At 72.3% G+C, this 20943-nt stretch carries 22 protein-coding genes and 1 riboswitch; of the genes, 13 read left to right on the plus strand and 9 right to left on the minus strand.

Annotated elements, in window-relative coordinates; translation table 11 throughout:
* The 3 genes from N8J89_RS15170 to N8J89_RS15180 are packed head-to-tail and all read right to left on the minus strand — an operon-like array spanning position 1 to position 2554.
* Positions 1-783: an ABC transporter permease gene (locus N8J89_RS15170; RefSeq protein WP_283664988.1), complete on the minus strand. Its 783-nt coding sequence runs from the start codon at positions 781-783 to the stop codon at positions 1-3.
* The gene (locus N8J89_RS15175) at positions 780-1580 is read right to left on the minus strand and encodes an ABC transporter permease (RefSeq protein ID WP_283664989.1); all 801 of its coding nucleotides are present in this window, start codon (positions 1578-1580) and stop codon (positions 780-782) included. The genes N8J89_RS15170 and N8J89_RS15175 overlap by 4 nt, the downstream gene beginning before the upstream one ends.
* On the minus strand, positions 1577-2554 hold the full coding sequence (locus N8J89_RS15180; RefSeq protein ID WP_502868448.1) for an ABC transporter substrate-binding protein: 978 nt from the start codon (positions 2552-2554) through the stop codon (positions 1577-1579). Before N8J89_RS15180 ends, N8J89_RS15175 begins: the two co-directional genes overlap by 4 nt.
* A 237-nt stretch (positions 2555-2791) precedes the next feature.
* On the opposite strand from N8J89_RS15180, the gene N8J89_RS15185 reads away from it, so the two are divergent.
* The 3 genes from N8J89_RS15185 (at position 2792) to N8J89_RS15195 (ending at position 6096) form a co-directional block, all read left to right on the plus strand.
* Positions 2792-3715 carry a LysR family transcriptional regulator gene (locus N8J89_RS15185; protein ID WP_283664990.1) on the plus strand — a complete coding sequence of 308 codons (924 nt, stop codon included), beginning with the start codon at positions 2792-2794 and terminating at the stop codon, positions 3713-3715.
* A gap of 107 nt (positions 3716-3822) precedes the next feature.
* Complete coding sequence (locus N8J89_RS15190) at positions 3823-4980, plus strand: NAD-dependent formate dehydrogenase (RefSeq protein ID WP_283664991.1); 1158 nt, start codon at positions 3823-3825, stop codon at positions 4978-4980.
* Between the two features lie 24 nt (positions 4981-5004).
* Entirely contained in the window at positions 5005-6096 is a 1092-nt protein-coding gene (locus N8J89_RS15195) for a maleylacetate reductase (protein WP_283664992.1), read from the plus strand.
* 10 nt (positions 6097-6106) lie between these two features.
* On the opposite strand, the gene N8J89_RS15200 is transcribed toward N8J89_RS15195, so the two are convergent.
* Genes N8J89_RS15200 through N8J89_RS15215 form a run of 4 tightly spaced genes read right to left on the minus strand, consistent with a single transcriptional unit; the run spans position 6107 to position 9634 of the window.
* A complete protein-coding gene (locus N8J89_RS15200; RefSeq protein ID WP_283666169.1) occupies positions 6107-6883 on the minus strand; it encodes an IclR family transcriptional regulator domain-containing protein in 777 nt (258 codons plus the stop codon).
* An 11-nt stretch (positions 6884-6894) separates the two neighbouring features.
* Entirely contained in the window at positions 6895-8070 is a 1176-nt protein-coding gene (locus tag N8J89_RS15205) for a thiolase family protein (protein WP_283664993.1), read from the minus strand.
* Entirely contained in the window at positions 8067-8816 is a 750-nt protein-coding gene (locus N8J89_RS15210) for a CoA-transferase subunit beta (protein ID WP_283664994.1), read from the minus strand. Before N8J89_RS15210 ends, N8J89_RS15205 begins: the two co-directional genes overlap by 4 nt.
* The gene (locus N8J89_RS15215) at positions 8813-9634 is read right to left on the minus strand and encodes a CoA transferase subunit A (protein ID WP_283664995.1); all 822 of its coding nucleotides are present in this window, start codon (positions 9632-9634) and stop codon (positions 8813-8815) included. The genes N8J89_RS15210 and N8J89_RS15215 overlap by 4 nt, the downstream gene beginning before the upstream one ends.
* 93 nt (positions 9635-9727) lie before the next feature.
* Between N8J89_RS15215 and N8J89_RS15220 the strand changes: the two genes are divergently transcribed.
* Positions 9728-10636, plus strand: a complete 909-nt coding sequence (locus tag N8J89_RS15220) for a LysR family transcriptional regulator (protein ID WP_283664996.1) — start codon at positions 9728-9730, stop codon at positions 10634-10636.
* On the opposite strand, the gene N8J89_RS15225 is transcribed toward N8J89_RS15220, so the two are convergent.
* Both N8J89_RS15225 and N8J89_RS15230 read right to left on the minus strand, forming a co-directional pair.
* Positions 10633-11052, minus strand: a complete 420-nt coding sequence (locus tag N8J89_RS15225; RefSeq protein WP_283664997.1) for a cupin domain-containing protein — start codon at positions 11050-11052, stop codon at positions 10633-10635. The two genes, N8J89_RS15220 and N8J89_RS15225, sit on opposite strands and share 4 nt — an antisense overlap.
* A 100-nt stretch (positions 11053-11152) precedes the next feature.
* A complete protein-coding gene (locus N8J89_RS15230; protein WP_283664998.1) occupies positions 11153-11929 on the minus strand; it encodes a right-handed parallel beta-helix repeat-containing protein in 777 nt (258 codons plus the stop codon).
* A gap of 101 nt (positions 11930-12030) precedes the next feature.
* Here N8J89_RS15230 and N8J89_RS15235 point away from each other — a divergent pair, with 101 nt between their 5' ends.
* The 9 genes from N8J89_RS15235 to N8J89_RS15275 all read left to right on the plus strand — a co-directional run bounded on the left by N8J89_RS15235 (position 12031) and on the right by N8J89_RS15275 (position 20814).
* Positions 12031-13788: a serine/threonine-protein kinase gene (locus N8J89_RS15235; RefSeq protein WP_283664999.1), complete on the plus strand. Its 1758-nt coding sequence runs from the start codon at positions 12031-12033 to the stop codon at positions 13786-13788.
* A 61-nt stretch (positions 13789-13849) separates the two neighbouring features.
* A complete protein-coding gene (locus tag N8J89_RS15240; RefSeq protein ID WP_283665000.1) occupies positions 13850-14650 on the plus strand; it encodes an FHA domain-containing protein in 801 nt (266 codons plus the stop codon).
* A gap of 41 nt (positions 14651-14691) precedes the next feature.
* Positions 14692-16458 (plus strand): SDR family oxidoreductase, encoded by a 1767-nt coding sequence (locus N8J89_RS15245; protein WP_283665001.1) that lies wholly within the window; start codon positions 14692-14694, stop codon positions 16456-16458.
* Positions 16459-16476: 18 nt separating this feature from the next.
* Positions 16477-17349, plus strand: coding sequence for a metal-dependent hydrolase (locus N8J89_RS15250; RefSeq protein WP_283665002.1), 873 nt, complete (start codon positions 16477-16479; stop codon positions 17347-17349).
* Complete coding sequence (locus N8J89_RS15255; RefSeq protein WP_283665003.1) at positions 17349-18359, plus strand: PDR/VanB family oxidoreductase; 1011 nt, start codon at positions 17349-17351, stop codon at positions 18357-18359. The genes N8J89_RS15250 and N8J89_RS15255 overlap by 1 nt, the downstream gene beginning before the upstream one ends.
* 58 nt (positions 18360-18417) lie before the next feature.
* On the plus strand, positions 18418-19029 hold the full coding sequence (locus N8J89_RS15260; protein ID WP_283666170.1) for a TetR/AcrR family transcriptional regulator: 612 nt from the start codon (positions 18418-18420) through the stop codon (positions 19027-19029).
* Positions 19030-19032: 3 nt separating this feature from the next.
* Entirely contained in the window at positions 19033-19554 is a 522-nt protein-coding gene (locus N8J89_RS15265) for a GNAT family N-acetyltransferase (protein ID WP_283665004.1), read from the plus strand.
* A 98-nt stretch (positions 19555-19652) separates the two neighbouring features.
* Positions 19653-19828: riboswitch (cobalamin riboswitch) on the plus strand.
* A gap of 24 nt (positions 19829-19852) precedes the next feature.
* The gene (locus N8J89_RS15270) at positions 19853-20050 is read left to right on the plus strand and encodes a CbtB domain-containing protein (RefSeq protein ID WP_283665005.1); all 198 of its coding nucleotides are present in this window, start codon (positions 19853-19855) and stop codon (positions 20048-20050) included.
* A 14-nt stretch (positions 20051-20064) separates the two neighbouring features.
* Entirely contained in the window at positions 20065-20814 is a 750-nt protein-coding gene (locus N8J89_RS15275; RefSeq protein WP_283665006.1) for a CbtA family protein, read from the plus strand.
* The last annotated feature ends 129 nt before the right edge of the window (positions 20815-20943 follow it).

The raw sequence follows: 20943 nt of genomic DNA on the forward strand, positions 1-20943 counted from the left end.
TCATCCGTCGTCCCGCTGGGCGCGACGCAGACCGAGGTACCAGGACAGCGCGCGGCGTTCGGCCACGCGGAACAGCAGGGACAGCGCGACGCCGAGCAGTCCGAGCAGGATGATGCCGCTCCACATCTCCGGTATCGCGAAACCGCGCTGGAAGGAGATGATCGTGAAGCCCAAACCGTTGGTGGCGGCGAACATCTCGCTCACCACCATCAGGATCACCGCGATGGACATGGCCTGCCGCAACCCGGTGAAGATGCGCGGGCTGGCCGAGCGCAGCACCAGGTGCCACAACACGGTCCGGCCGGGCAGCCGGTAGAGCCGGGCGGTGTCCCGCAGCACCTCGTCGATGCCGCGCACGCCCTCCACGGTGTTGAGCAGGACCGGCCACACCGCGCCCGCGGCGATGACGGTGATCTTCATCGTGTCCTCGATGCCCGCGAACAGCATCAGGATCGGCACCAGCACCGGTGGCGGGATGGCGCGGAAGAACTCCAGCACCGGTTCGGTGGCCAGCCGCACCGTCCTGGACAGTCCGATGAGGACACCCAGGCCGATCCCGGCCAGCGCGGCCAGGGTGAATCCGGCGGCGAGGCGACCGAGGCTGGGCAGCACGTCGTTGAGCAGCCGCTCGGAGAACCACACCTCGCCGAAGGTGGCCAGAATCGTGGAAAGTGGTGGGAGGTAGATGTTCTGGCTGCCCTCGGAGGTCAGCCACCACAGGCCGAAGAGGACTCCCGGCAGCCCCGCCGCGCAGGCGAGGCGTCGGAGCAGTCTGGCGGTCACCGGACCGAGTCACCTCGCACGGCCGGATGCCAGGCCAGCACACGCCGTTCCACCGCCCGGAAGACCAGGTTGAGCAGCATGCCGACCAGACCGGTCACCAGCACCAGCGCGTACAGCGTGGCGACGGCGCCGCTGGACTGGGCCAGCGCGATCTGCCTGCCCAGTCCGGGAGAACCGATGACGAGCTCACCGGTGACCGCGAGCACCAGCGCGACACTCGCGCCCAGCCGCACCCCGGTGAGCACGTAGGGCAGGGCACTGGGCCACACCACGTGCCGCACCCTGGCCAGCGCGCCCAGCCGGAACACCGTCGCGGTGTCGCGGGCCACCGGGTCCACATCGCGCACCCCGGCGATCACCTGCACCAGCACCTGCCAGAACGCCGCGTACACCACCAGCAACAAGGTGGAGCGCAGGTCGGTGCCGAACAGCAGCACCGCCAGCGGCACCAGCGCGACCGAGGGGATCGGCCGGAGGAACTCGACGGTGGAGGCGGTGGCCTGCCGCACCACCGGCAGCAGCCCGATCGGCACGCCGAGCAGGATGCCGCCGGCCACCGCGAGCAGCAGGCCGATGGCCCAGCCGCGCAGGGTTTCGTAGAGGGAGAACCAGAACACCGGACTGGCCGCCTCGGCGCCGAGCGCGCCGAGCACCTCGGTCAGCGGTGGCAGGTACACAGTGGACACCAGCCCGAGACGCGGCGCCAGCTCCAGCACGACCGCCAGCCCCGCCACGCCGAGCGCGCCGAGGGTGGTGGCCGAGGTGCCGGCGCCGCGCACCGGGGAGGTGAGGATCATGGCAGCAGGGCGGTCAGGTCGGGCTTCCCGGAGACGAGGCCGTCCTGCGGGGCGAGCTCGGCCAGCGTGGCCACCGACTCGCGGTTCACCTCGGCTGGCCAGTCGGGCAGGGTCAGGCTGGCCACCTGCTCTTTGGTGATCTTGGTGTAGCCGGTGATGGCCTGCCGCGCCTCGTCCGGGTGAGCCTGGGCGTAGGTCGCCGACTCGTTGGCCGCCTCGGTGAACTTGCGCACCAGGTCCGGTTGCTCGGCCCGGAGCTTGGCCGAGGTGAAGTAGGCCGCCACGGAGAGCTTGGGCGCGGTGTCCACGAAGTTCCAGGCCACCACCCTGGCGCCCTGGTTCTTGGCCATGGTGAGGAAGGGTTCCACCACCCAGGCCGCGTCCACGTTGCCCTTGGCCAGCGCCGCGGGCATGTCCGGGAACGCCAGCTCGGTGAACTTCACCGCCGCCGCGTCACCCCCGGCCTTGCGCACCGAGGCGCGCACCGTGGTGTCGCCGATGTTCTTCAGGGTGTTCACCGCGACACTGCGGCCTGCCAGGTCCTTCGCGCTCTGCACCGGGGAGTCGCCGCGCACCACCACCGCGCCGAAGTCGGCGCCGGACTTGCCGGTGGAGGAGGTGCCGTTGGCCACCACCTTCACGTCCAGGCCCTTGTCCCTGGCCACCAGCAGCGAGGTCATGTTGCTGAAGCCGAAGGTGAGCTGACCGCTCATCACCCCTGGCAGGATGGCCGCGCCGCCCTGGCCGGTCTCCAAACGCAGGTCGATCCCCCGTTTGGCGAAGAAACCCTTTTCTTTGCCTAGGTAGATGGGTGCCACGTCGATGACCGGCACGACCCCCAGACTGACCGGAGTGGTCGCGCCGCTGGTGCCGGAACCGTCGCCACCACCGGCGACAGGGGAGGCGCAGCCGCTGAGAGCCAGTGCGCCGGATAGTGCGAAAGCAGTGGTACGCAGGGAAAACCTGGTGGTCACAACCTGCCGGGTCGCTGGAATGGGAATTTCGTGTGGGGTTCGCCGCCGCAGCACCCCGGCGATGCTAGGGGTTCCCGCATTTCCGGGAAATCGTCCATCCGGGTCGGACTCAAAACACTGAATGTCCATTGTGGACTGACTCAGCACCGGGAAAATACCAGGTGGAATCGGTTGCACGGCAATGTGGAATCGGTTGCGCGACTGGACCGCGACCGCTGGACTGGACCATGCTGATGTGTGCTGTTGCGTCAACTGGAGTACTTGGTCGCGCTCGCCAGGGAGCGGCACTTCGGCCGCGCCGCCGCGGCCTGCCACGTCTCGCAGCCCTCGCTGTCCTCGGCGATCCGTTCCCTGGAGAAGGAACTGGGCACGCCACTGGTGGACCGGGGCCGCAAGTTCGACGGCCTGACTGCGGAGGGTGAGCGGGTTCTGCTGTGGGCGCACCGCATCCTGGCCGAGCGGGACGCCCTCCAGGACGAGCTGGCGGAGATGCGCCAGGGGCTCACCGGCACGGTCCGGATCGGTGCCATCCCCACCGCGCTCACCGCGGTCCCGCTGCTCACAGTCCCGTTCTGCCAACGACATCCGCACGCCAGGGTGAGCATCCGGTCACTGTCCTCTCGGGACATCGCGCACGGACTGGCCGAGTTCGAGCTGGACGCCGGACTGACCTATTTGGACGGTGAGCCGCTGGGCCGGGTCCGGCGACTCCCCGTATACGAGGAACGCTATCTCTTGCTCGCGCCGAGCGACAGTGATCTTGCTCTTCAGGGTTCGGCGGGCTGGGCCGAGGCGGCCGCGGTGCCGCTGTGCCTGCTGTCGCCGGAGATGCGCAACCGCCGGATCCTGGACGAGCTCTTCGCCGCCGCGGGCGCCACCGTCGCGCCCGCGGTGGAGACCGACTCGGTGGCCGCGCTGTACGCGCACGTGGCCACCCGGACCTGGTACTCGGTCATCTCGCACGCCTGGCTGCACATGTTCGGCGTGCCGGCCGGGATGCGCGCGCTGCCCCTGCACGGCACCGCGCAGACCCCCCGGGGCGGCCTGGTCACCGCGGCCCGCGACCCGGAGGCGCCGATGGCCGCGGCACTGGCCGAGGTGGCCCGCGTGGTGGACGTGCGCGGCGAGCTGGACCGGGTCGCGCGCGCCCACCTGTCATAGCCCCGGCCTATCGGTCGACAGGGACAAACGCTTTGACCTGCGCTGTTGCTGGACTGAACCCTCGATAGGGCAAGGGAAACCCACCCCCAGCGCGAGGAGGAGGCGACATGGCGAAGGTGCTGTGCGTGCTCTACAACGACCCGGTCGACGGCTACCCGACCGGCTACGCCAGGGACGGCCTGCCGCACCTGGACCGCTATCCGGACGGCCAGACCCTGCCCAGTCCCCAGGCCGTCGACTTCACCCCCGGCGCGCTGCTGGGCAGCGTCTCCGGCGAGCTCGGGCTGCGCCGGTTCCTGGAGAGCAGGGGCCACACCCTGGTGGTGACCTCGGACAAGGACGGCCCCGGCTCGGTGTTCGAGCGCGAGCTGGCCGACGCCGACGTGGTGATCTCCCAGCCGTTCTGGCCCGCCTACCTGACCCCGGAGCGGATCGCCAAGGCTCGCAACCTCAAGCTCGCGGTCACCGCGGGCATCGGCTCGGACCACGTGGACCTGGCCGCCGCGATCGAGGCCGGGGTGACCGTCGCCGAGGTCACCTACTGCAACAGCATCAGCGTGGCCGAGCACGTGGTGATGATGATCCTTGGCCTGGTCCGCAACTACCTGCCGTCGCACCAGATCGTCCGGGACGGCGGCTGGCACATCGCGGACGCGGTGGCCCGCTCCTACGACCTGGAGGGCATGCACGTCGGCACGGTGGCAGCGGGCCGGATCGGGCTGGCGGTGCTGCGTCGGCTCAAGCCCTTCGACGTGCACCTGCACTACACCGACCGGCACCGCCTGCCCGCCGAGCTGGAGCGGGAGCTGGGCCTGACCTTCCACCCGGACGCCGCCACCATGGTCCCGCACTGCGACGTGGTCACCATCAACGCGCCGCTGCACCCGGAGACCGAGGGCCTCTTCGGTGAGCAGCTCATCGCCACCATGCGCCGCGGCGCCTACCTGATCAACACCGCCAGGGCCAGGATCGCCGACGAGCAGGCCGTGGTCCGGGCGCTGGAGTCCGGCCACCTGGCCGGCTACGCGGGCGACGTCTGGTACCCGCAACCGGCCCCCGCCGACCACCCGTGGCGCAGCATGCCGCACCACGGCATGACCCCGCACATCTCCGGCTCCTCGCTGTCCGCGCAGACCCGCTACGCCGCGGGCACCAGGGAGATCCTGGAGAACTTCTTCGATGGTTCCCCGATCCGCGAGGAGTACCTGATCGTGGAGGGCGGCAAGCTGGCAGGCACCGGCGCGCGCTCCTACTCCACCCGCTGATCACCCCTCGGGCACGATGCGCCCATGGCCACGTTCGAGTACACCGCCAACCCGGCCCGGATCCTCTTCGGCCCCGGCACCCTGGACCGGCTCCCCGAGGAGGTCCGCGCCCTCGGCGGCACCCGGGTGCTGCTGATCGGCTCGCCCCGCTCGGCCGGCCGGGCGGCCGGGCTGCTCGGCCCGCTGCTGACCGCCCGCTTCGAACGCCCGGTCCCGCACACCCCGGTCGGGGTCACCGGGACCGCGCTGGCACTGGTGCGGGAGCACGGCGTCGACTGCCTGGTCGCCATCGGCGGCGGCTCGGCCATCGGACTGGCCAAGGCGCTGGCCCTGCGCACCGGCCTGCCGCAGGTCGTGCTGCCCACCACCTACGCGGGCTCCGAGGTCACCGCGGTGCTCGGCCAGACCGACCACGGCGGCAAGACCACGCTGACCTCGCCGGAGGTGCTGCCCGAGACGGTCATCTACGACGTCGAGCTGACCCTCGCGCTACCGGCCGGTCGGTCGGTCACCAGCGGCGTCAACGCCCTCGCGCACGCCGTGGAGGCCCTGTACGCGCCCCAAACCAACCCGGTCACCGACCAGCTGGCGGTGCAGGCGATCACCCGCCTCGGCCGCGCCCTGCCCCGCATCGTCGCCGACCCGGCCGACCTGGCCGCCCGCGCCGACGCGTTGCAGGGCGCGTGGCTGGCCGGCACCTGCCTCGGCTCGGTCGGCATGGGCCTGCACCACAAGCTCTGCCACACCCTCGGCGGCGCCTTCGACCTGCCGCACGCCGAGACCCACACCGTGCTGCTGCCGCACGCCATGGCCTACAACGCCCCGGCGGCCCCGGCCGCGATGAGCCAGGTCGCCGAGGCCCTCGGCGTCACCGACGCGCCCCGCGGCGTGCACGAGCTGGTCGTCCGCCTCGGCGGCCCCACCTCCCTGCGCGAACTGGGCCTGGCCGAGTCGGACCTGCCCCGCGCGGTCGAGCTGGCCACCGCCACCCCGTACCCCAACCCGCGCCCGCTCACCGCCGAGGGCATCGCCGCCCTGCTCGAGGACGCCTGGCACGGCCGCGCCCCTGCCGCCGCAGGCCCGCCCGACCTGCGCCCCGGTGGGGGAGCGGCCTGAGCGACCGCGGTCACCGCCGGGCTCGCAGGTCCTCCTCGATCCCCTTGCAGGCCACCAGCAACCGCGGCAGCAACTCCGCCGCCATCGCCCCCGCCGACACCCGGCTGGCATGCGTGGCGATGTTCGCCGCGGCCACCACCCGCCCAGCCCGGTCCCGGATCGGCGCGGCGACCGACCGCAGCCCCTCCTCCAGCTCCTGGTCCACCACCGCCCACCCCTGCGCCCGCACCACCCGCAGCTGCTCGCGCAACCGCTCCGCCGAGGTGATCGTCCGGGCGGTCAGCCGCGTCAGCCCGCTGGCCGCCAGCGCCGCGTCCAGCTCCGGCCCGTCCAGCTCCGCCAGCAGCACCTGGCCCATCGAGGTCGCGAACGCCGGGAACCGGGTGCCCACACTGATGCCGACCGTCATGATCCGCGACACCGCCGCCCGCGCCACGTACACGACCTGGCCGCCGTCGAGCACCGACACCGAGCTGGACTCGCCGACCTCGGCCGACAACCGCTTTAGGTGCGGCTGCGCCACCTCCGGCAGCGACTGGCTGGACAGGTAGGCGTACCCCAGCTCCAGCACCCGGGCGGTCAGCGCGAACTGCTTGCCGTCGGTGCGCACGTATCCCAGGTCCACCAGGGTCAGCAGGAACCGCCGCGCGGCGGCCCTGGTCATCCCGGTCTCCCTGGCCACCTCGCTGAGGGTGAGCTCCGGCCGGTCGGGCCCGAACGCGGTGATCACCGCCAGCCCGCGCGCCAGCGACTGCACGTGGTGCGCGCCCCACTCCGCCTGGTCCATCTCACTCCTGCTCACGCCTGCAACACCACGGCCAAGCCCTGCCCGACCCCGATGCACAGTGTGGCAAGCCCCCAACCACCACCGGCCCGCCGCAGCCGGTAGGCCAGCTGCGCGAGCAACCGACCGCCCGAGGCGCCCAGCGGGTGGCCCAGCGCGATCGCCCCGCCGTCGGCGTTGACGATCTCCGGGTCCAGCTCCGGCCAGGCCCGCAGGCAGGCCAGCGCCTGCGCCGCGAACGCCTCGTTCAGCTCGACCGCGGTCAGGTCCGACCAGCCGATCCCGGCCCGCCGCAACGCGATCTCCGCCGCCCGCACCGGCCCCAGCCCGAACACATCCGGATCCACCCCGGCCGCGCCCCGACCCGCGATCCTGGCCAACGGCGTCACGCCAAGCCGTCGCGCAGCAGCCTCATCGCCAAGCAACAAGGCCGAAGCGCCGTCGTTCAGCGGTGAGGAGTTCCCCGCCGTGACTGTCCCTTGTGGACGGAACACCGGCTTCAGTCCGGCCAGCTTGGCCGCCGTCGTATCGGCCCGGATGCTCTCATCTCGCGCCAGCTCCACACCCGGCACCGCCACCACGTGGTCGTCGTAGTGCCCCGCCTCCCAGGCCGCCGCGGCCAGCCGATGGCTGCGCAACGCGAACTCGTCCTGACTCGCTCTGTCCACTGTGGACTGATCGGCCAGGATCTCGGTGCTCTCGCCCAGCGACACCGTCCACTGCCGTGGCATCACCGGATTCACCATCCGCCACCCCAGCGTCGTGGAGTGCAAGGTCGCGTCAGCGGCGGGGAAACCCTTGGCGGGCTTGGGCAACACCCACGGGGCCCGGCTCATCGACTCGACCCCGCCGACGGCCACCAGTGACGCGTCACCCACCGCGATCATCCGCGAGGCGTGCATCGCCGCGTCCAGGCTCGACCCGCACAGCCGGTTCACCGTGGTCCCCGGCACCGAGGTGGGCCACCCGGCCAGCAGCGCGGCCATCCGCGCCACGTTCCGGTTGTCCTCACCGGACTGGTTGGCCGCCCCGAAGACCACCTCGTCGACCTCGCCCGGATCAAACCCGGTCCGCTCGGTCAACGACCGCAACACCAGTGCCGCCAGGTCATCCGGCCGAACTCCCGACAGCGCACCGCCGTGCCGCCCGAACGGGGTCCGCAGGCCGTCCAGCAGGAACACCTCGGTCATGACCGCCCCTTCAGCTCCCGCAACGCCGCCAGTTCCGCCGCGGTCGGCGCGGGCGTCTCGCTCAGCTCGGGGGAGACCCGCAGTTCCCACCCGGTGGCGGCGCGCACCTGCTCCACGGAAACACCCGGATGCACCTGGGTCAGCGTGAGCTCCCGCGTCTCCGGATCCGGCCGCAGCACGCCAAGATCCGTGATCACCGTCGTCGGCCCGGCCCCGGTCAACCCCAACCGCTCCCGAGCGCCCGCGCCCCGCCCGTGTCCGACCGAGGTCACGAAGTCCACCCGCTCGACGAAGCTGCGCCGGGTCTGCCGCACCACCACGAAGACCTCCCGGCAGGACGCCGCGATCTCCGGCGCGCCACCGGCTCCAGGCAGCCGCACCTCGGGGTTCCGGTAGTCCCCGACCACGGTCGTGTTGATGTTGGCGAACCGGTCGAGCTGCGCCGCGCCCAGGAAACCCACATCAATCCGCCCGGGCTGCAACCAGTAGTTGAACACCTCGGGCACGCTGATCACCGCATCCGCGGTCTCACCGAGGATGCCGTCCCCGATCGAGGCGGGCAGCCGGTCCGGCTTGGACCCCAGGGTGCCCGACTCGTAGATCAGCACCAGCTCCGGCGCATGCGTCAGCCGCGCCAGGTTCGCAGCGGTGGAAGGAAGTCCGATCCCGACGAAGCACCGGACGCCGTCCCGCAACGCCCGCGAGGCGGCCACCGTCATCATCTCATCCGCGGAGCACTCGCTCATCCGATCCTCCCGGCCGGGGCGAAGACGTTGTCCCGCAACCACTCCTGGAACCGTTCCCGGTCCCGCGAGATCGGGTCCCAGTCCTGGTACCACTGGTTGTCCCGCTCGGAACAGCCCTGCGCGTACGAGGGATGGGCTCCACCGGGCACCACCGCCACCCGGCTGACCACCCACGAGGGCAACACGATCGCCCCCGGCACCGGCGTCAGCTCGTCCACCACCTCCTCGACGGTCACCAAGCTCCGCCGAGCCGCCAGCACCGCTTCCTTCTGCACCCCCAGCAGCCCCCACAGCTGCACATTGCCGCGCCGATCGGCCCGCTGCGCGTGCACCACGGTCACATCCGGGTTCAGCGCGGGCACCGCGGCCAGCCGCTCCCCGGTGAACGGGCAGTCGATCGCCCGGATCGTCGGGGTCACCGAGCCGAGATCGGTCCCCGAGTAGCCCCGCAGCACCGCGAACGGCAACCCGGACGCCCCGGCGACATAGCGGTTGGCCATCCCCGCGTGGCTGTGTTCCTCGAGCTCCAGCGCCCGGGGCCACGCGTGCTCCACCGCGTCCCGGAACCGGTGCAGCGACCCCACCCCGGGATTGCCGCCCCAGGAGAAGACCAGCTTCCGCGCGCACCCGGCCCCGATCAGCTGGTCGTACACCAGGTCCGGCGTCATCCGGACCAGGGTCAGGTCCCGCCGCCCCTGCCGGATGATCTCCCGCCCGGCCGCCATCGGGATCAGGTGGGTGAACCCCTCCAGCGCGACGACATCCCCGTCCCGCACCAGCTCGGCGATCCCGTCCGCCAGCGACACGATCTCCGCCATCGCCCGCTCCAATGTTCGCATAGCGCACACAAGTTCTACATCCGAACATAGTCCCGCCCGGAAACCCCGTCAACAACGGCCTAGGGTGCGGGCGTGGTGACTGTGCGGCAGTTGGAGTGTTTTGTCGGGGTGGTGGACTGCGGCACGTTCACCGCTGCTGCCGAGGCGTTGTTGCTGACGCAGCCCGCCTTGTCGCGCAGCGTGCGCGAGCTGGAGCGGGTGGTGGGCGCGCCGTTGCTGGAGCGGTTGCCGCGCGGGGTGGAGCTGACCGCGGTGGGCCGGGCGGTGCTGCCCGCGGCGCGCAGTGCGCTGGCCGAGGCCCGGCGGGTGCGGGAGGTCGGGCGGCGGGCCGCGGGGCTGCTGGCGGGGGAGCTGCACGTGGCGGTGGTGCAGTCGCTGACCCTGGGGGCGCTGCTGCCGGTGGTGCGGCAGTGGCGGGAGGAGCATTCCGGGGTGGAGCTGCGGATCACCGAGTTCACCCATCGGGACCACCTGGAGCAGGCGGTGCGGGACGGGTTCGCCGACCTCGCCGTCTCGCCCCGGCCCCGGGAGTGGGACGGGCCGGTGCGGGAGCTGGGGGTGGAGGAGTTCGTGCTGGTGCTGCCCGCGGGGGAGCAGGCGCCGCCGGCGGGGCGGCGGTTGCCGGTGACGGAGCTGGCGCAGCGGCGGTGGGTGCACTTCGACCCGGTCAACGGGCTCGCCGAGGTGGTGGACCGGACCTGCGCGGCCGCCGGTTTCAGCCCGGTGGTCTCGGTGCGGACCGCGCAGACCAGTGCCGCGCCCCGGCTGGCCGCGGCCGGGCTGGGGATCGCGTTGGTGCCCGCGAACATCCTGGCCCCGACCGACGCGGTGACGGTGGCCTTTCCCGAGCCCGCGGTGCGGCGGCCGGTGGCCGCGTTCACCCGGCGGGCGCCGGATCCGATGACCGGGGCCTTCCTGGACCTGCTCGAACGGGCGGCCGAGGTGGTGCCGCCGCATCTGCCCGCGCCCGCCGACCGCTAGAGCGGCAGGGGCGGGTTGGGGCTGGTCAGGAACTCGGTGGTGATGAACAACAGCGGGGTGCGGCCGATGTTCTCCAGGTCGTGCAGCAGGAAGTGACCGGCCGGGAAAAGCAGGAACTTGCTGTCTCCCGACCGGTAGGTCACCTCGCGGGTGGTTCCGTCGTGGGTGTGCTGGCGGCCGAGGCCGCTGTGCACAGCGGTCCAGGAGTAGTTGAGGACGTGGCGATGGGCGGGCAGGCGTTCGCCGGGGGCCAGGTGGATCTCCCACAGGCGGGTCCACCTGGTCTGTTCGATCAGGCGGCCGCCGACGTGGCCGTTGTGCTCGTTGCGCTGGAACTCCGCGTGCAGCTCGGCGGTCCAGCCCTGGTGGTCGCGCGCGACCAGGCGGTCGGCGGGGGTTGGGGTGGGTTCGGGCATGGGTGCCTCCACGGTCGCTGCGGTTGTCGCCAGCTTCCGGGGCGGACCGGGGAGGCGTCCAAGGCCGGTTCTTACTGGTGGTGATGCGTTCCGCGCATGGTCAGGGGCGGCCGCCGGGCTTGGGGCCCTGGTAGCCCGGCCGGGAGGAGTCGTCGATGCCGACCTCGTACCGGATCCCCGGGCTGACCTCGTTCTCGCGCACGGTCGCGTTCGTGGACTTGATCGCCAGGCCGATCGCCTTCACCGGCGAGGCGGCGAAGGAGTTCCGCTCGATGGTGGTGTGCTGGACGTCCTCGAACATCAGCGCCTGCGCGGCCTTCAGCGTCTCGCAGAAGTTGCCGCGGATGGTGAAGTGGTGCGAGTGCCCGCGCCCGCTGCCCTCCCCTTCGTTGGGGCCCTCGGCCATCAGGCACATGTTGTCGATCTGCTCGCACCGGTTGCCCTCGATCAGCACGTCCTGGCTGGCCGGGGTGTTGGTGGCGTAGGTCTGCATGCAGTCGGCGTGGCCATACCTGTTGCTGGTGCCCGAAACCGTGTTGCGCAGGATCTTGATCCCGGTGCCGAAGAACCGGATGCCGTCGCCGTCCCCGTTGCGCGGCTTGGTGATCGTGTTGTCCTCGATGGTGATGTTATTGCCCTGCGCGCGAATCCCCGGCCCCTCGGGCTGGACCAGCCGGAAGTTGCGGATCACCACGTGGCTGGCGTTGACGGTGATGCCGCTGACCTCCTTGCCCGTGCCGTCGACGACCAGCGGCTGCTCCGCCGTGCCGCCCTTCCTGATCACCAGCCGGGACTTCGCCGGTTCCGCGACCGCGGCCGGGGCGAGCAGCACCACGACCCCCGCCGCCGCTATGACCGCCGACACCTTTCCGATCATGTCGATTCCTCCTCGTCACCTCCCCGGCGGGTTGCCGCACCGGAGGCCGCGGACGCTAGGACCGGTGGGCGGGAGGGTTCCCGGCTCCCTACACTGACCGCATGCGCAGTGGTCAACTGATCGCTGAGCGTTACCGCCTGGAGGAGCGGCTGGGCGCCGGGGGGATGGGGGTCGTCTGGCGGGCGACCGACCTGGAGCTGAACCGCACGGTGGCGCTCAAGCGGTCGCACTCGGCCGACGACGAGCACGGTGGCAGCCAGACCCGGAGGGAGGCCCGGCTCGGCGCCGGGCTCAACCACCCCAACGTGGTCACCGTCTTCGACGTGCTGCTCGACGGCGAGGACCGTTGGCTGGTCATGGAATACCTGGAGTCCCGCGACCTCGACCGGGTGCTCACCGAGGACGGTCCGCTGCCGCCGGAGCAGGTCGCCCGGATCGGCACGCAGCTGGCCGCGGCGCTGGCCGCCATGCACGAGGACGGCCTGGTGCACCGGGATGTCAAGCCGGGCAACGTCCTGCTCACCGCGAAGGGCAGCGCGAAACTGACCGACCTCGGCATCGCCCGCTGGGCCGAGGAGACCCACGCGGGCGGCGGCGCGCTGGACGGCACGCCCGGCTTCCTCGCCCCCGAGGTCGCCAGGGGCGAGGTCGGTGACGCCCCCGCGGACGTGTTCTCCTTGGGCGCCACGCTGTTCGCGGCGGTGGAGGGCTGCTCGCCCTGGGGCCGGGCCACGGTCAACCCCTACGGCCAGGTGCACCGCGCGGCCGGCTACCAGCTGGAGCCGCGGCGACTGGCCGGACCACTAGGCCCGGTGCTGGAAGCGTTGCTGCGCAAGCGACCCAGGGAACGGCCCAGTGCGGCGGAGGCGGAGTCGATGCTGCGCGAGGTGGCCAACGGCAGTGAGGCCACCATCCGGATCCCGCCCGCGGTGCGCCGCCGCCGGTGGGGGTTCGCGCTGGCCGCCGCCGCGGTGGTGACCGGGCTGGTCGCGGGCGCGCTCGTGTGGCGCTACAGCGACAGCGAACCGGACTCCGTCATCGGCGACCCGCGGACCGCGGACCCGTGCGCGCTCACCGATCCGGCCGCGCTGAGCCGGTTCGGCCAGGCCCGGCTGGATGCGGACTACGGCAACTTCAACCGGTGCGATGTGCTGGTGCGGCTCAGCGCCGACCCCGAGGACGAGGCCGACGTCCGGGTCGAGCTGGAACCGCGCGCGGGCAACGCGCCGAGCGCGGTCACCGCCACCGCGGTCGCCTCGATCGACCGCGCCCCGGAGCGCAACGGCCAGTGCAAGCGGACCGTCCAGCTCAACGACGGCTACCGGATCGTGGTCAGCGCCAAGCACATCGACAACCGCCGGGCCGAGCTGTGCGCGATGGCCGACGCGGTGACCAGCGGCGTGGTGATCGTGCTGGGCCGCGGGCAGATCCCACGCCGCCAGGCAGAACCCGAGCCCGGCGCGCTGGCCCGCCTGGACGCCTGCGCGCTGGTCGCGGAGAACGAGGCCGCCACCGCCCTGGGCGGCCCGGCCGCGCCCGACCCGGGGTTCGGCAACTGGGTCTGCGAATGGGAACGCGGCCGCCGCACACTGCTGGTGATCTTCGATCGGGACCAGCCGATGGGCGAGCGCGACGGCGAGCGCATCGACCTCAGCGGCCGCCCTGCCTACGTCGAGGCCGACGGCTACGGCGAGCAGACCTGCGAGGCCGCCATCGTGCACCGCGACTACACCGGCCCCGACGGCAAGCCGATGATCGAGGTGGTGCGCGTGGTGGTGCGCGACGACCAGCCCGGCGAGCAGCTGTGCGCACCGGCGCGGGCCGCGGCTGGCCAGGTGGCGGCCCGCCTGGCACGGTGATCGGGAGGGGTCCCGGCAGCGCGGGCGCAGACTGGCCCCACGACGGTGCGAGGAGGCCGGAATGACCACACCCAGAGCGGGCGGCGTGCTGCTGCCCCGCAAGCACCGCAGCCTGGCCCACGGCGTGGAACGCGCCGCGCCGGGCGAGGTGTACGCGCTGACCGTGACCGGCGGCGTGCGGATGGCGCCGATGGAGGGCCAGCAGGTCCGCTTCGGGCGCAACCGGCCGGACGTCGACGTGTGCGTCGGTGAGGACGACGTGCAGGTGAGCCGGAAGCACGGCGTGCTGACCAGGCGGTTCGGCCAGTGGTGGGTGGGCAACACCGGCCGGTTGCCGATCAGGTTCCCCGGCGCGCTGCTGCTGTGCGGCGGCGAGGACGAGGTGCCGCTGGAGGAGGGCTACACGCCGCTGTTCATCCGCGGCGCGCGCAACCGCGAGCACCTGCTGGAGGTCTACGTCGCCGGTTCCGATGGCGGCCGCCCGCAGCCCCGGCACGGCGAGCCGACCCGCCCGCCGCGGACCTGGGTGCTGCGGCCGGAGGAGAAGCTGATGCTGGTCGTGCTGGGTCAGCGGTACCTGCTGCACGACGCGCGGCCGCAGCCGATGTCGCGGCAGCACACCGCGGAGGTGCTGGCCGGCCTGCAACCGGGCGCCGGGTGGACGATCAAGCGGGTCGAGCACATGGTCACCGAGGTGCGGGCGCGCCTGTCGGCCGGGGGAGTGGCCGGGCTGACCAAGGCCGAGGTGGGCGAGCCGGTGGGCAACGCGCTCAACGACAACCTGCTGCGGGAACTGGTGCTCTCCACCACGCTGGTGCCGCCGGACCTGGGGTTGCTCGACGATCCGTTCCCGGTGGAGTGAGCCCGGCCGACCCCTATTGACAGAATGTCTAACATGACATTATGTCTCACAACGCGGTGCCTGCGGAGGCCGGACGCACCCGGTTCGTCCAGGGCGACGGGGTCCGGCTGGCCGTGCGGGAATGGGGCGACGCCGCCGCGCCGACCGTCCTCTGTGTGCACGGCTACCCGGACGACAGTTCGGTGTGGACGGATGTCGCGGTACGGCTGGCCGAGCGGTTCCACGTGGTCGCCTACGACGTGCGCGGCGCGGGCGATTCCGGCAAGCCCAAGGAGCGCAAGGACTACCTCCTGGACCGGCTGGTCGCCGACCTGGTGGCCGTGGCGGCGGCGGTGAGCCCAGACGAACCGGTGCACCTGCTGGCCCACGACTGGGGCTCGATCCAGGCCTGGCACGCGGTCACCGACCCGGCGCTGAAGACCCGGATCCGTTCCTACACCTCGATTTCCGGCCCCTGCCTGGACCATGCCGGACACTGGATCCGGGACCGGCTGCGCAAGCCGAGCCCCCGTCGGCTGCGGGAACTGTTGCGGCAGCTGGTGTTCTCCGGCTACATCGGCTTCTTCCAGCTGCCGTTCGCGCCGGAACTGGCCTGGCGCAGCGGAGTCCTGCCGAAGGTGATGGGACGGCTGGTCAAGCTCGGCGACGGGGTCGCCATCCCGCCGCCGGTGCTCGCCGACGGCCTGCACGGACTCCAGCTGTACCGGGCCAACATGCCGCCCCGGTTCGCCCGGCCGGCCCAGCGGCGCACCGAGGTGCCGGTGCAGGTGCTGGCGCCGACCAGGGACCCGTTCGTCAGCACGCCGGTGCAGACCGACATCGCCCGCTGGGTCAGCGACCTGCGGGTGCGGCGGATCGCCGGTGGGCACTGGCTGCCGCGCAGCAGGCCCGAGGTCATCGCGCGCTGCGTCACCGAGTTCGCCGAGCACCTCGACGGCGGCCCGGAAACCCGGTCGCTGCGCCGGATCCGCCCAATGCGGCCCAAGCAGCGCTGGGCCGACCACCTGGTGCTGGTCACCGGCGCGGGCAGTGGCATCGGGCGGGAGACCGCGCTGGCCTTCGCCGAGCACGGCGCCGACGTGGTTGTGTCCGATGTGGACGGTGAGTCGGCGGCGCACACGGCCGAGCTGGCCGAGCGGTTCGGCGTCACCGCCAGCGCGCACACCGTGGACGTGGCCGACGAGAAGGCCATGACCGCCTTCGCCGAGGAGGTCCGGCGGGGCAGGGGAGTGCCGGACGTGGTGGTCAACAACGCCGGCATCGGCATGGCCGGTGCGCTGCTGGACACCAGCACCGAGGACTGGCAGCGGGTCATCGACGTCAACCTGTGGGGCGTCATCCACGGCTCGCGCCTGTTCGCCGAGCAGCTGGTCGAGCGCGGCGAGGGCGGGCACCTGGTCAACATCGCCTCCGCCGCGGCCTACCTCTACTCGCGCACCCTGCCCGCCTACGCCACCACCAAGTCCGCGGTGCTCACCCTGACTCAGTGCCTGCGCGCCGAGCTGGCCCCGCACCGCATCGGCGTCACCGCGGTCTGCCCCGGCATCGTCAACACCAACATCACCCGCAGCACCCGCTTCGTCGGCCTCGACGACAGCCAGCAGCAGCGCAGCCGGGACCGCACTGCCGCCCTGTACCGCAGGCGCAACTACCCGCCTTCGAAGGTCGCCCGCGCCATCCTGCTCGCCGTGCACCAGGACAAACCGCTCGCGCCGGTCACCCCGGAGGCGCACGCCGGGCTGCTGATCTCCCGCCTCACGCCCGGTCTGCTGCGCGCCGCCGCCCGCCGCGACCTGACCCCGCACTGACCGCACCGGAGCGATCCCATGAGCCACGAGCAACCCGACCGCCTGGTCCTCTCCGCCCGCGACGTGCACTTCGACTGGAGCCGCACCCCGCTGCACTGGGTGCCGGGCGAGCCGTTCGCCACCCACATCATCAACGTCATGCACCTGCTGCTGCCCGAGGGCGAGCGCTGGTTCGTCAAGGTCTTCCAGCAGGCCCTGCCGCTGGTCAGGGACGCGGAGCTGCGTGAGCAGGTGATCGGCTTCGTCGGTCAGGAGGCCGTGCACGCCGAGTCCCACCAAGGCGCCCAGGAACACCTGCGGGAGCAGGGCATCGACCCGGACCCGTACGTGCGGCAGGTGGAGTGGATGTTCGCCAGGATCCTCGGCGACCGGGACCTCGACGCCCGGGGTCAGCGGGCCTGGCTGGTGGAACGGCTGGCCTACGTGGCCGCGGTGGAACACGTCACCGCCTTCCTCGGCCAGTGGATCCTGGACGCGCGCGGCCTGGACCGGGCAGGCGCCGATGCGACCATGCTGGACCTGTTGCGCTGGCACGGGGCCGAGGAGGTCGAGCACCGCTCGGTCGCCTTCGACCTGTACACCCACGTCGACGGCGGCTACCTGCGCCGGCTGCGCGCGATGGCGATCGTGGGACCGGTGCTGGTGCTGCTGTGGGTGCGCGGCCTGAAGCACCTGATGCGGGCCGATCCGGAGCTGGGCGGGCGGGTCCGGCCGCGCTGGCGCGACGTCAGCCGCGGCGCCCGCCGGGGTCTGCTGCCCGGCTACGGCCAGCTGCTGCGCAAGATGGCCACCTTCTTCCGCCGCTCCTACCACCCCGCCCAGGAGGGCTGCACCGCCCAGGCCGTGGCCTACCTGGCGACCTCGCCCGCCGCGCGGGCCGCGGAGCACTGATGACCCACCAGGACGCGCCCCCCGACCGGCTGGCCGGATGGGCGGCCCGCGCGATGGACCGCTACATCCGGCTGCTGCGCGGCCGCCGCCCGGCCGACCTGCCGCCCGAGCCGCCGCGGCGGGTGCGGATCGAGCAGGTCAGCGCCGAGGCCGAGGACGTGGTGAGTCTGCGCCTGGTCGCCGCCGACGGTCGTGCGCTGCCCGCCTGGCAGCCGGGACACCACCTGGACCTCTGCCTGCCCTCCGGCCGGTGGCGGCAGTACTCGCTGTGCGGGGACCCCGCCGACCATTCGGCTGGATACCGGATCGCGGTCCGCCGGATCGCCGACGGCGGTGGCGGCTCCCGCGAGGTGCACGAGCTGCGCGCCGGGGACGAACTGGGCATCCGGGGACCGCGCAACGCCTTCCCGTTCGTGCCCGCCCCGCGCTACCTGTTCCTGGCCGGTGGCATCGGGATCACCCCGATCCTGCCGATGGCGCAGGCCGCGGCCAGGGCGGGCGCGGACTGGCGCCTTGTCTACAGTGGACGGTCGAGGGCCAGCATGCCGTTCCTGGCTGAGCTGGCCGGTTATGGCGACCGGGTGCGGGTGCACGCCGACGACGAGCAGGGCGGCCCGCCCTCGGCCGCCGACCTGGTCGACACCGCCGACTCGGTGGTCTACTGCTGCGGCCCGCCACCCATGCTCGCCGCGGTCCGCCAGGCCGTGCCGGTGTCCCGGCCGCTCTACCGGGAACGCTTCAGCCCGCCACCGGTGCTCGGCGGCGCGCCGTTCGAGGTCGAGCTGCGCCGCACCGGCATCACCGTGCTGGTACCGGCCGATGCCTCCGCGCTCACCGCGATCCGCGCCGTGCTGCCCGATGTCGGCTACTCCTGCCGTCAGGGCTTCTGCGGCACCTGCCGGGTCCGGGTGCTCGACGGCGTGCCCGACCGCGTCCATCCGGCCGACGAACCGGACCAGGCGCGCATCTGTGTGGCCCGAGCGCACACCCGGCTGACGCTGGATCTGTGATGATGAACCGGACATGACTGAACTGACCGAGACCAGCCAGCCCCGGCGCAAACGCCGGATGTCCCCGGCCGAGCGCCGGGACGACCTGATCAGCGCCGCCCTGGAGCTGTACAGCAGCCGTGCGCCGGAACTGGTGTCGATCGAGGACATCATCACCCACGCCGAGGTCTCCAGGGCCCTGTTCTACCGCTACTTCGGCAGCCTGCGCGAACTGCACGTGGCCGCGCTGCGCACCGCGGTGGACGAGCTGGTCGACCGGCTCACCCGGCGCGAGCCCGGCACCCTGCTCGAGCAGCTGCGGCGCGCCCTCGGCGTGTTCGTCGACGTCGCCGACACCTACGCCACCGCCTACATCGCCTTGCTGCGCAGCGGATCCGTGGTCGCCACCAGGGACACCGACGCACTCGTCGACGAGGTCAGGCACCTCGCGGTGCAGGAGATCCTGGACGTCACCGGCGTCACCGAGCCGAGCCCGTTCCTGCTGCTGACCCTGCGCTGCTGGGTCGCGGTGGTCGAGGGCAGCCTGCTGATCTGGTTGCAGGAACGCGACCACACCCGCGAGGAGCTGATCGGCTGGCTGATCGACCAGTTGGCCGCCATGACCGCGGCCACCGCCACCCGCGATCCGGTGGTCGCGGAACTGCTCACCCGCATCGCCCCGGAGGTGTGAGCGGTGCCCGTGCCGACCCTGCGCCCGGTGACCGAGCCGGATCTGGCCCTGTTCCGCCGGTTCGCCACCGAACCCTGGCTGGTCGGCCTGGACTGGAACGGCTTCAGCGACCCCGGCGCGGCCACCCGGCGGTTCCCGGTGGACGGCTACCTCGGCGAGGACGGCGGCCGGCTGATCGTCGAGGTCGACGGCACCGCAACGGGTTCTGTCGGCTGGGACACCAGGAGCCACGGCCGCGGCCGGTACTGGGAGATCGGCATCGTGCTGCTGCCGGAGTGGCGCGGCCAGGGCATCGGCTGGCGGGCGCAGGCGATGCTGTGCGACTACCTGTTCCTGCACACCCCGGCCGAGCGGATCCAGGCCGGCACCCACCCGGAGAACCACGCCGAGCAGCGTTCCCTGGTGAAGGCGGGTTTCCAGCACGAGGGCGTGCTGCGCGCGGTGGAATGGCGCGCCGGCCAGTGGCGGGACGGTTACCTGTACAGCAGGCTGCGCAGCGACCCGGCCCCCGACCCCGCCGCCTGAACGCGCGAGCGCGACGAAAGTTCCGCGGGTCACCGGTTCGCGGCCTGATTGTGATGCTGATGACCCGTTCGGCGCTGGCTGCGCCGCCGCGCGGTGGCCTACCGTCACGGGGCCGCAGTGTTCGGGAAGCCGGTGCGATTCCGGCGTGGTCCTCGCCGCTGTGACCGGGGAAGCCCGTCTCGATCCAGGCCACTGGACGGTTCGCCGTCTGGGAAGGCGAGAGACGTGGCCGTGATCCGGGAGCCAGGAGACCGGCTGCGGCGCGTCTGGAACCGTCCACGAGGCATGGAGGAAGAACATGTCGGCATCCGCCGCGTCCCCCGATCGTCCCACCGCCATCCCGGTCCCCGCCTGGTCCTACCTGGTCGCCACCGCCGCGCTGATCGTGCTGTACGTGCTGCTGCAGGAGAACGGCCTGGTGCTGGCGCACGCTTCGGAGCTCATCCACGAGTTCGCGCACGACGGGCGGCACGCGCTCGGCGTCCCGTGCCACTGAACGGGGACGCGTTGATGAGCACGCCAACCTTCGGATCGACCCTGGCCCGCGGCGCACTGGCCGGTGTGCTGGCCGGACTGGCCGGCGCCGCGGTGCAGTACTTCCTCACCGAGGTCCCACTGGAAGCCGCGCTGGCGGTGGAGGAGGCCCGCCCCGCTGATCCCGGCGCGGCCGAGCACCACGGCGAGCTGTTCGACCGGGGCACCCAGCTGCTCGGCGGACTGCTGGCCACCGTGGTGTTCGGCCTGGCCATCGGCGCGGTGTTCGCGGTCGTCTACGCGCGGCTGCGGCACCGGCTGCCCGGCCGGGCCGACTTCGACCGCGCGCTGCTGCTGGGCGGCGTCGGCTTCCTGGTCGTCTCCCTGTTGCCAGGCTTGAAATATCCGGCCAACCCGCCCGGTGTCGGTGATCCGTCCACAGTGGAGGAACGCACCCTGCTGTACCTGGCGGTCATCGTCGCCGGGCTGGTGCTGGCCAACCTCGCGCCGTGGTTCAACCGGTTCCTGGCCGGCAAGGGCTGGGACCGCTCCACCAGGCTCGCGGTCACCGGACTGTCCACTGTGGTCCTGCTCGCGCTGGTGGTGTTCCTGCTGCCGGCCAACAACGACCCGATCCCGGCGGACATCCCCAGCACGCTGCTGTGGCAGTTCCGGCTGTACTCGCTGATCCAGCTGGCCACCGTGTGGACGGTGCTGGCGGCGGCGTTCGGCCTGCTGCTGGACCGTCAGCAGCGCACGGCGGAGGCGCCCGCGCTCGTGGCCTGAACACTGCCGGGCCCGGCGGTCCCTGCTCACCCAGGACCGCCGGGCCTCGCGCTGTCCGGGCGATTGTGGGTGGTCAGCACCCGGCCCGGCGGAAATGTGGGTGGTCGGACCCGATGTGCCGCCGCTCCG

Origin of the sequence: Crossiella sp. CA-258035, assembly GCF_030064675.1 — a bacterium.
GTDB lineage: Bacteria > Actinomycetota > Actinomycetes > Mycobacteriales > Pseudonocardiaceae > Crossiella.

Excerpts from the sequence above, each read along its gene's own strand:
- N8J89_RS15205 (WP_283664993.1), bottom strand. The coding sequence starts at position 8,070 with ATGACCGAGGTGTTCCTGCTGGACGGCCTGCGGACCCCGTTCGGGCGG.
- N8J89_RS15250 (WP_283665002.1), top strand. The coding sequence starts at position 16,477 with ATGAGCCACGAGCAACCCGACCGCCTGGTCCTCTCCGCCCGCGACGTG.
- N8J89_RS15200 (WP_283666169.1), bottom strand. The coding sequence starts at position 6,883 with ATGGACCAGGCGGAGTGGGGCGCGCACCACGTGCAGTCGCTGGCGCGC.
- N8J89_RS15230 (WP_283664998.1), bottom strand. The coding sequence starts at position 11,929 with ATGATCGGAAAGGTGTCGGCGGTCATAGCGGCGGCGGGGGTCGTGGTG.
- N8J89_RS15215 (WP_283664995.1), bottom strand. The coding sequence starts at position 9,634 with ATGGCGGAGATCGTGTCGCTGGCGGACGGGATCGCCGAGCTGGTGCGG.
- N8J89_RS15275 (WP_283665006.1), top strand. The coding sequence starts at position 20,065 with ATGAGCACGCCAACCTTCGGATCGACCCTGGCCCGCGGCGCACTGGCC.
- N8J89_RS15255 (WP_283665003.1), top strand. The coding sequence starts at position 17,349 with ATGACCCACCAGGACGCGCCCCCCGACCGGCTGGCCGGATGGGCGGCC.
- N8J89_RS15235 (WP_283664999.1), top strand. The coding sequence starts at position 12,031 with ATGCGCAGTGGTCAACTGATCGCTGAGCGTTACCGCCTGGAGGAGCGG.
- N8J89_RS15240 (WP_283665000.1), top strand. The coding sequence starts at position 13,850 with ATGACCACACCCAGAGCGGGCGGCGTGCTGCTGCCCCGCAAGCACCGC.
- N8J89_RS15225 (WP_283664997.1), bottom strand. The coding sequence starts at position 11,052 with ATGCCCGAACCCACCCCAACCCCCGCCGACCGCCTGGTCGCGCGCGAC.
- N8J89_RS15195 (WP_283664992.1), top strand. The coding sequence starts at position 5,005 with ATGGCCACGTTCGAGTACACCGCCAACCCGGCCCGGATCCTCTTCGGC.
- N8J89_RS15190 (WP_283664991.1), top strand. The coding sequence starts at position 3,823 with ATGGCGAAGGTGCTGTGCGTGCTCTACAACGACCCGGTCGACGGCTAC.
- N8J89_RS15245 (WP_283665001.1), top strand. The coding sequence starts at position 14,692 with ATGTCTCACAACGCGGTGCCTGCGGAGGCCGGACGCACCCGGTTCGTC.
- N8J89_RS15270 (WP_283665005.1), top strand. The coding sequence starts at position 19,853 with ATGTCGGCATCCGCCGCGTCCCCCGATCGTCCCACCGCCATCCCGGTC.
- N8J89_RS15210 (WP_283664994.1), bottom strand. The coding sequence starts at position 8,816 with ATGAGCGAGTGCTCCGCGGATGAGATGATGACGGTGGCCGCCTCGCGG.
- N8J89_RS15175 (WP_283664989.1), bottom strand. The coding sequence starts at position 1,580 with ATGATCCTCACCTCCCCGGTGCGCGGCGCCGGCACCTCGGCCACCACC.
- N8J89_RS15260 (WP_283666170.1), top strand. The coding sequence starts at position 18,418 with ATGTCCCCGGCCGAGCGCCGGGACGACCTGATCAGCGCCGCCCTGGAG.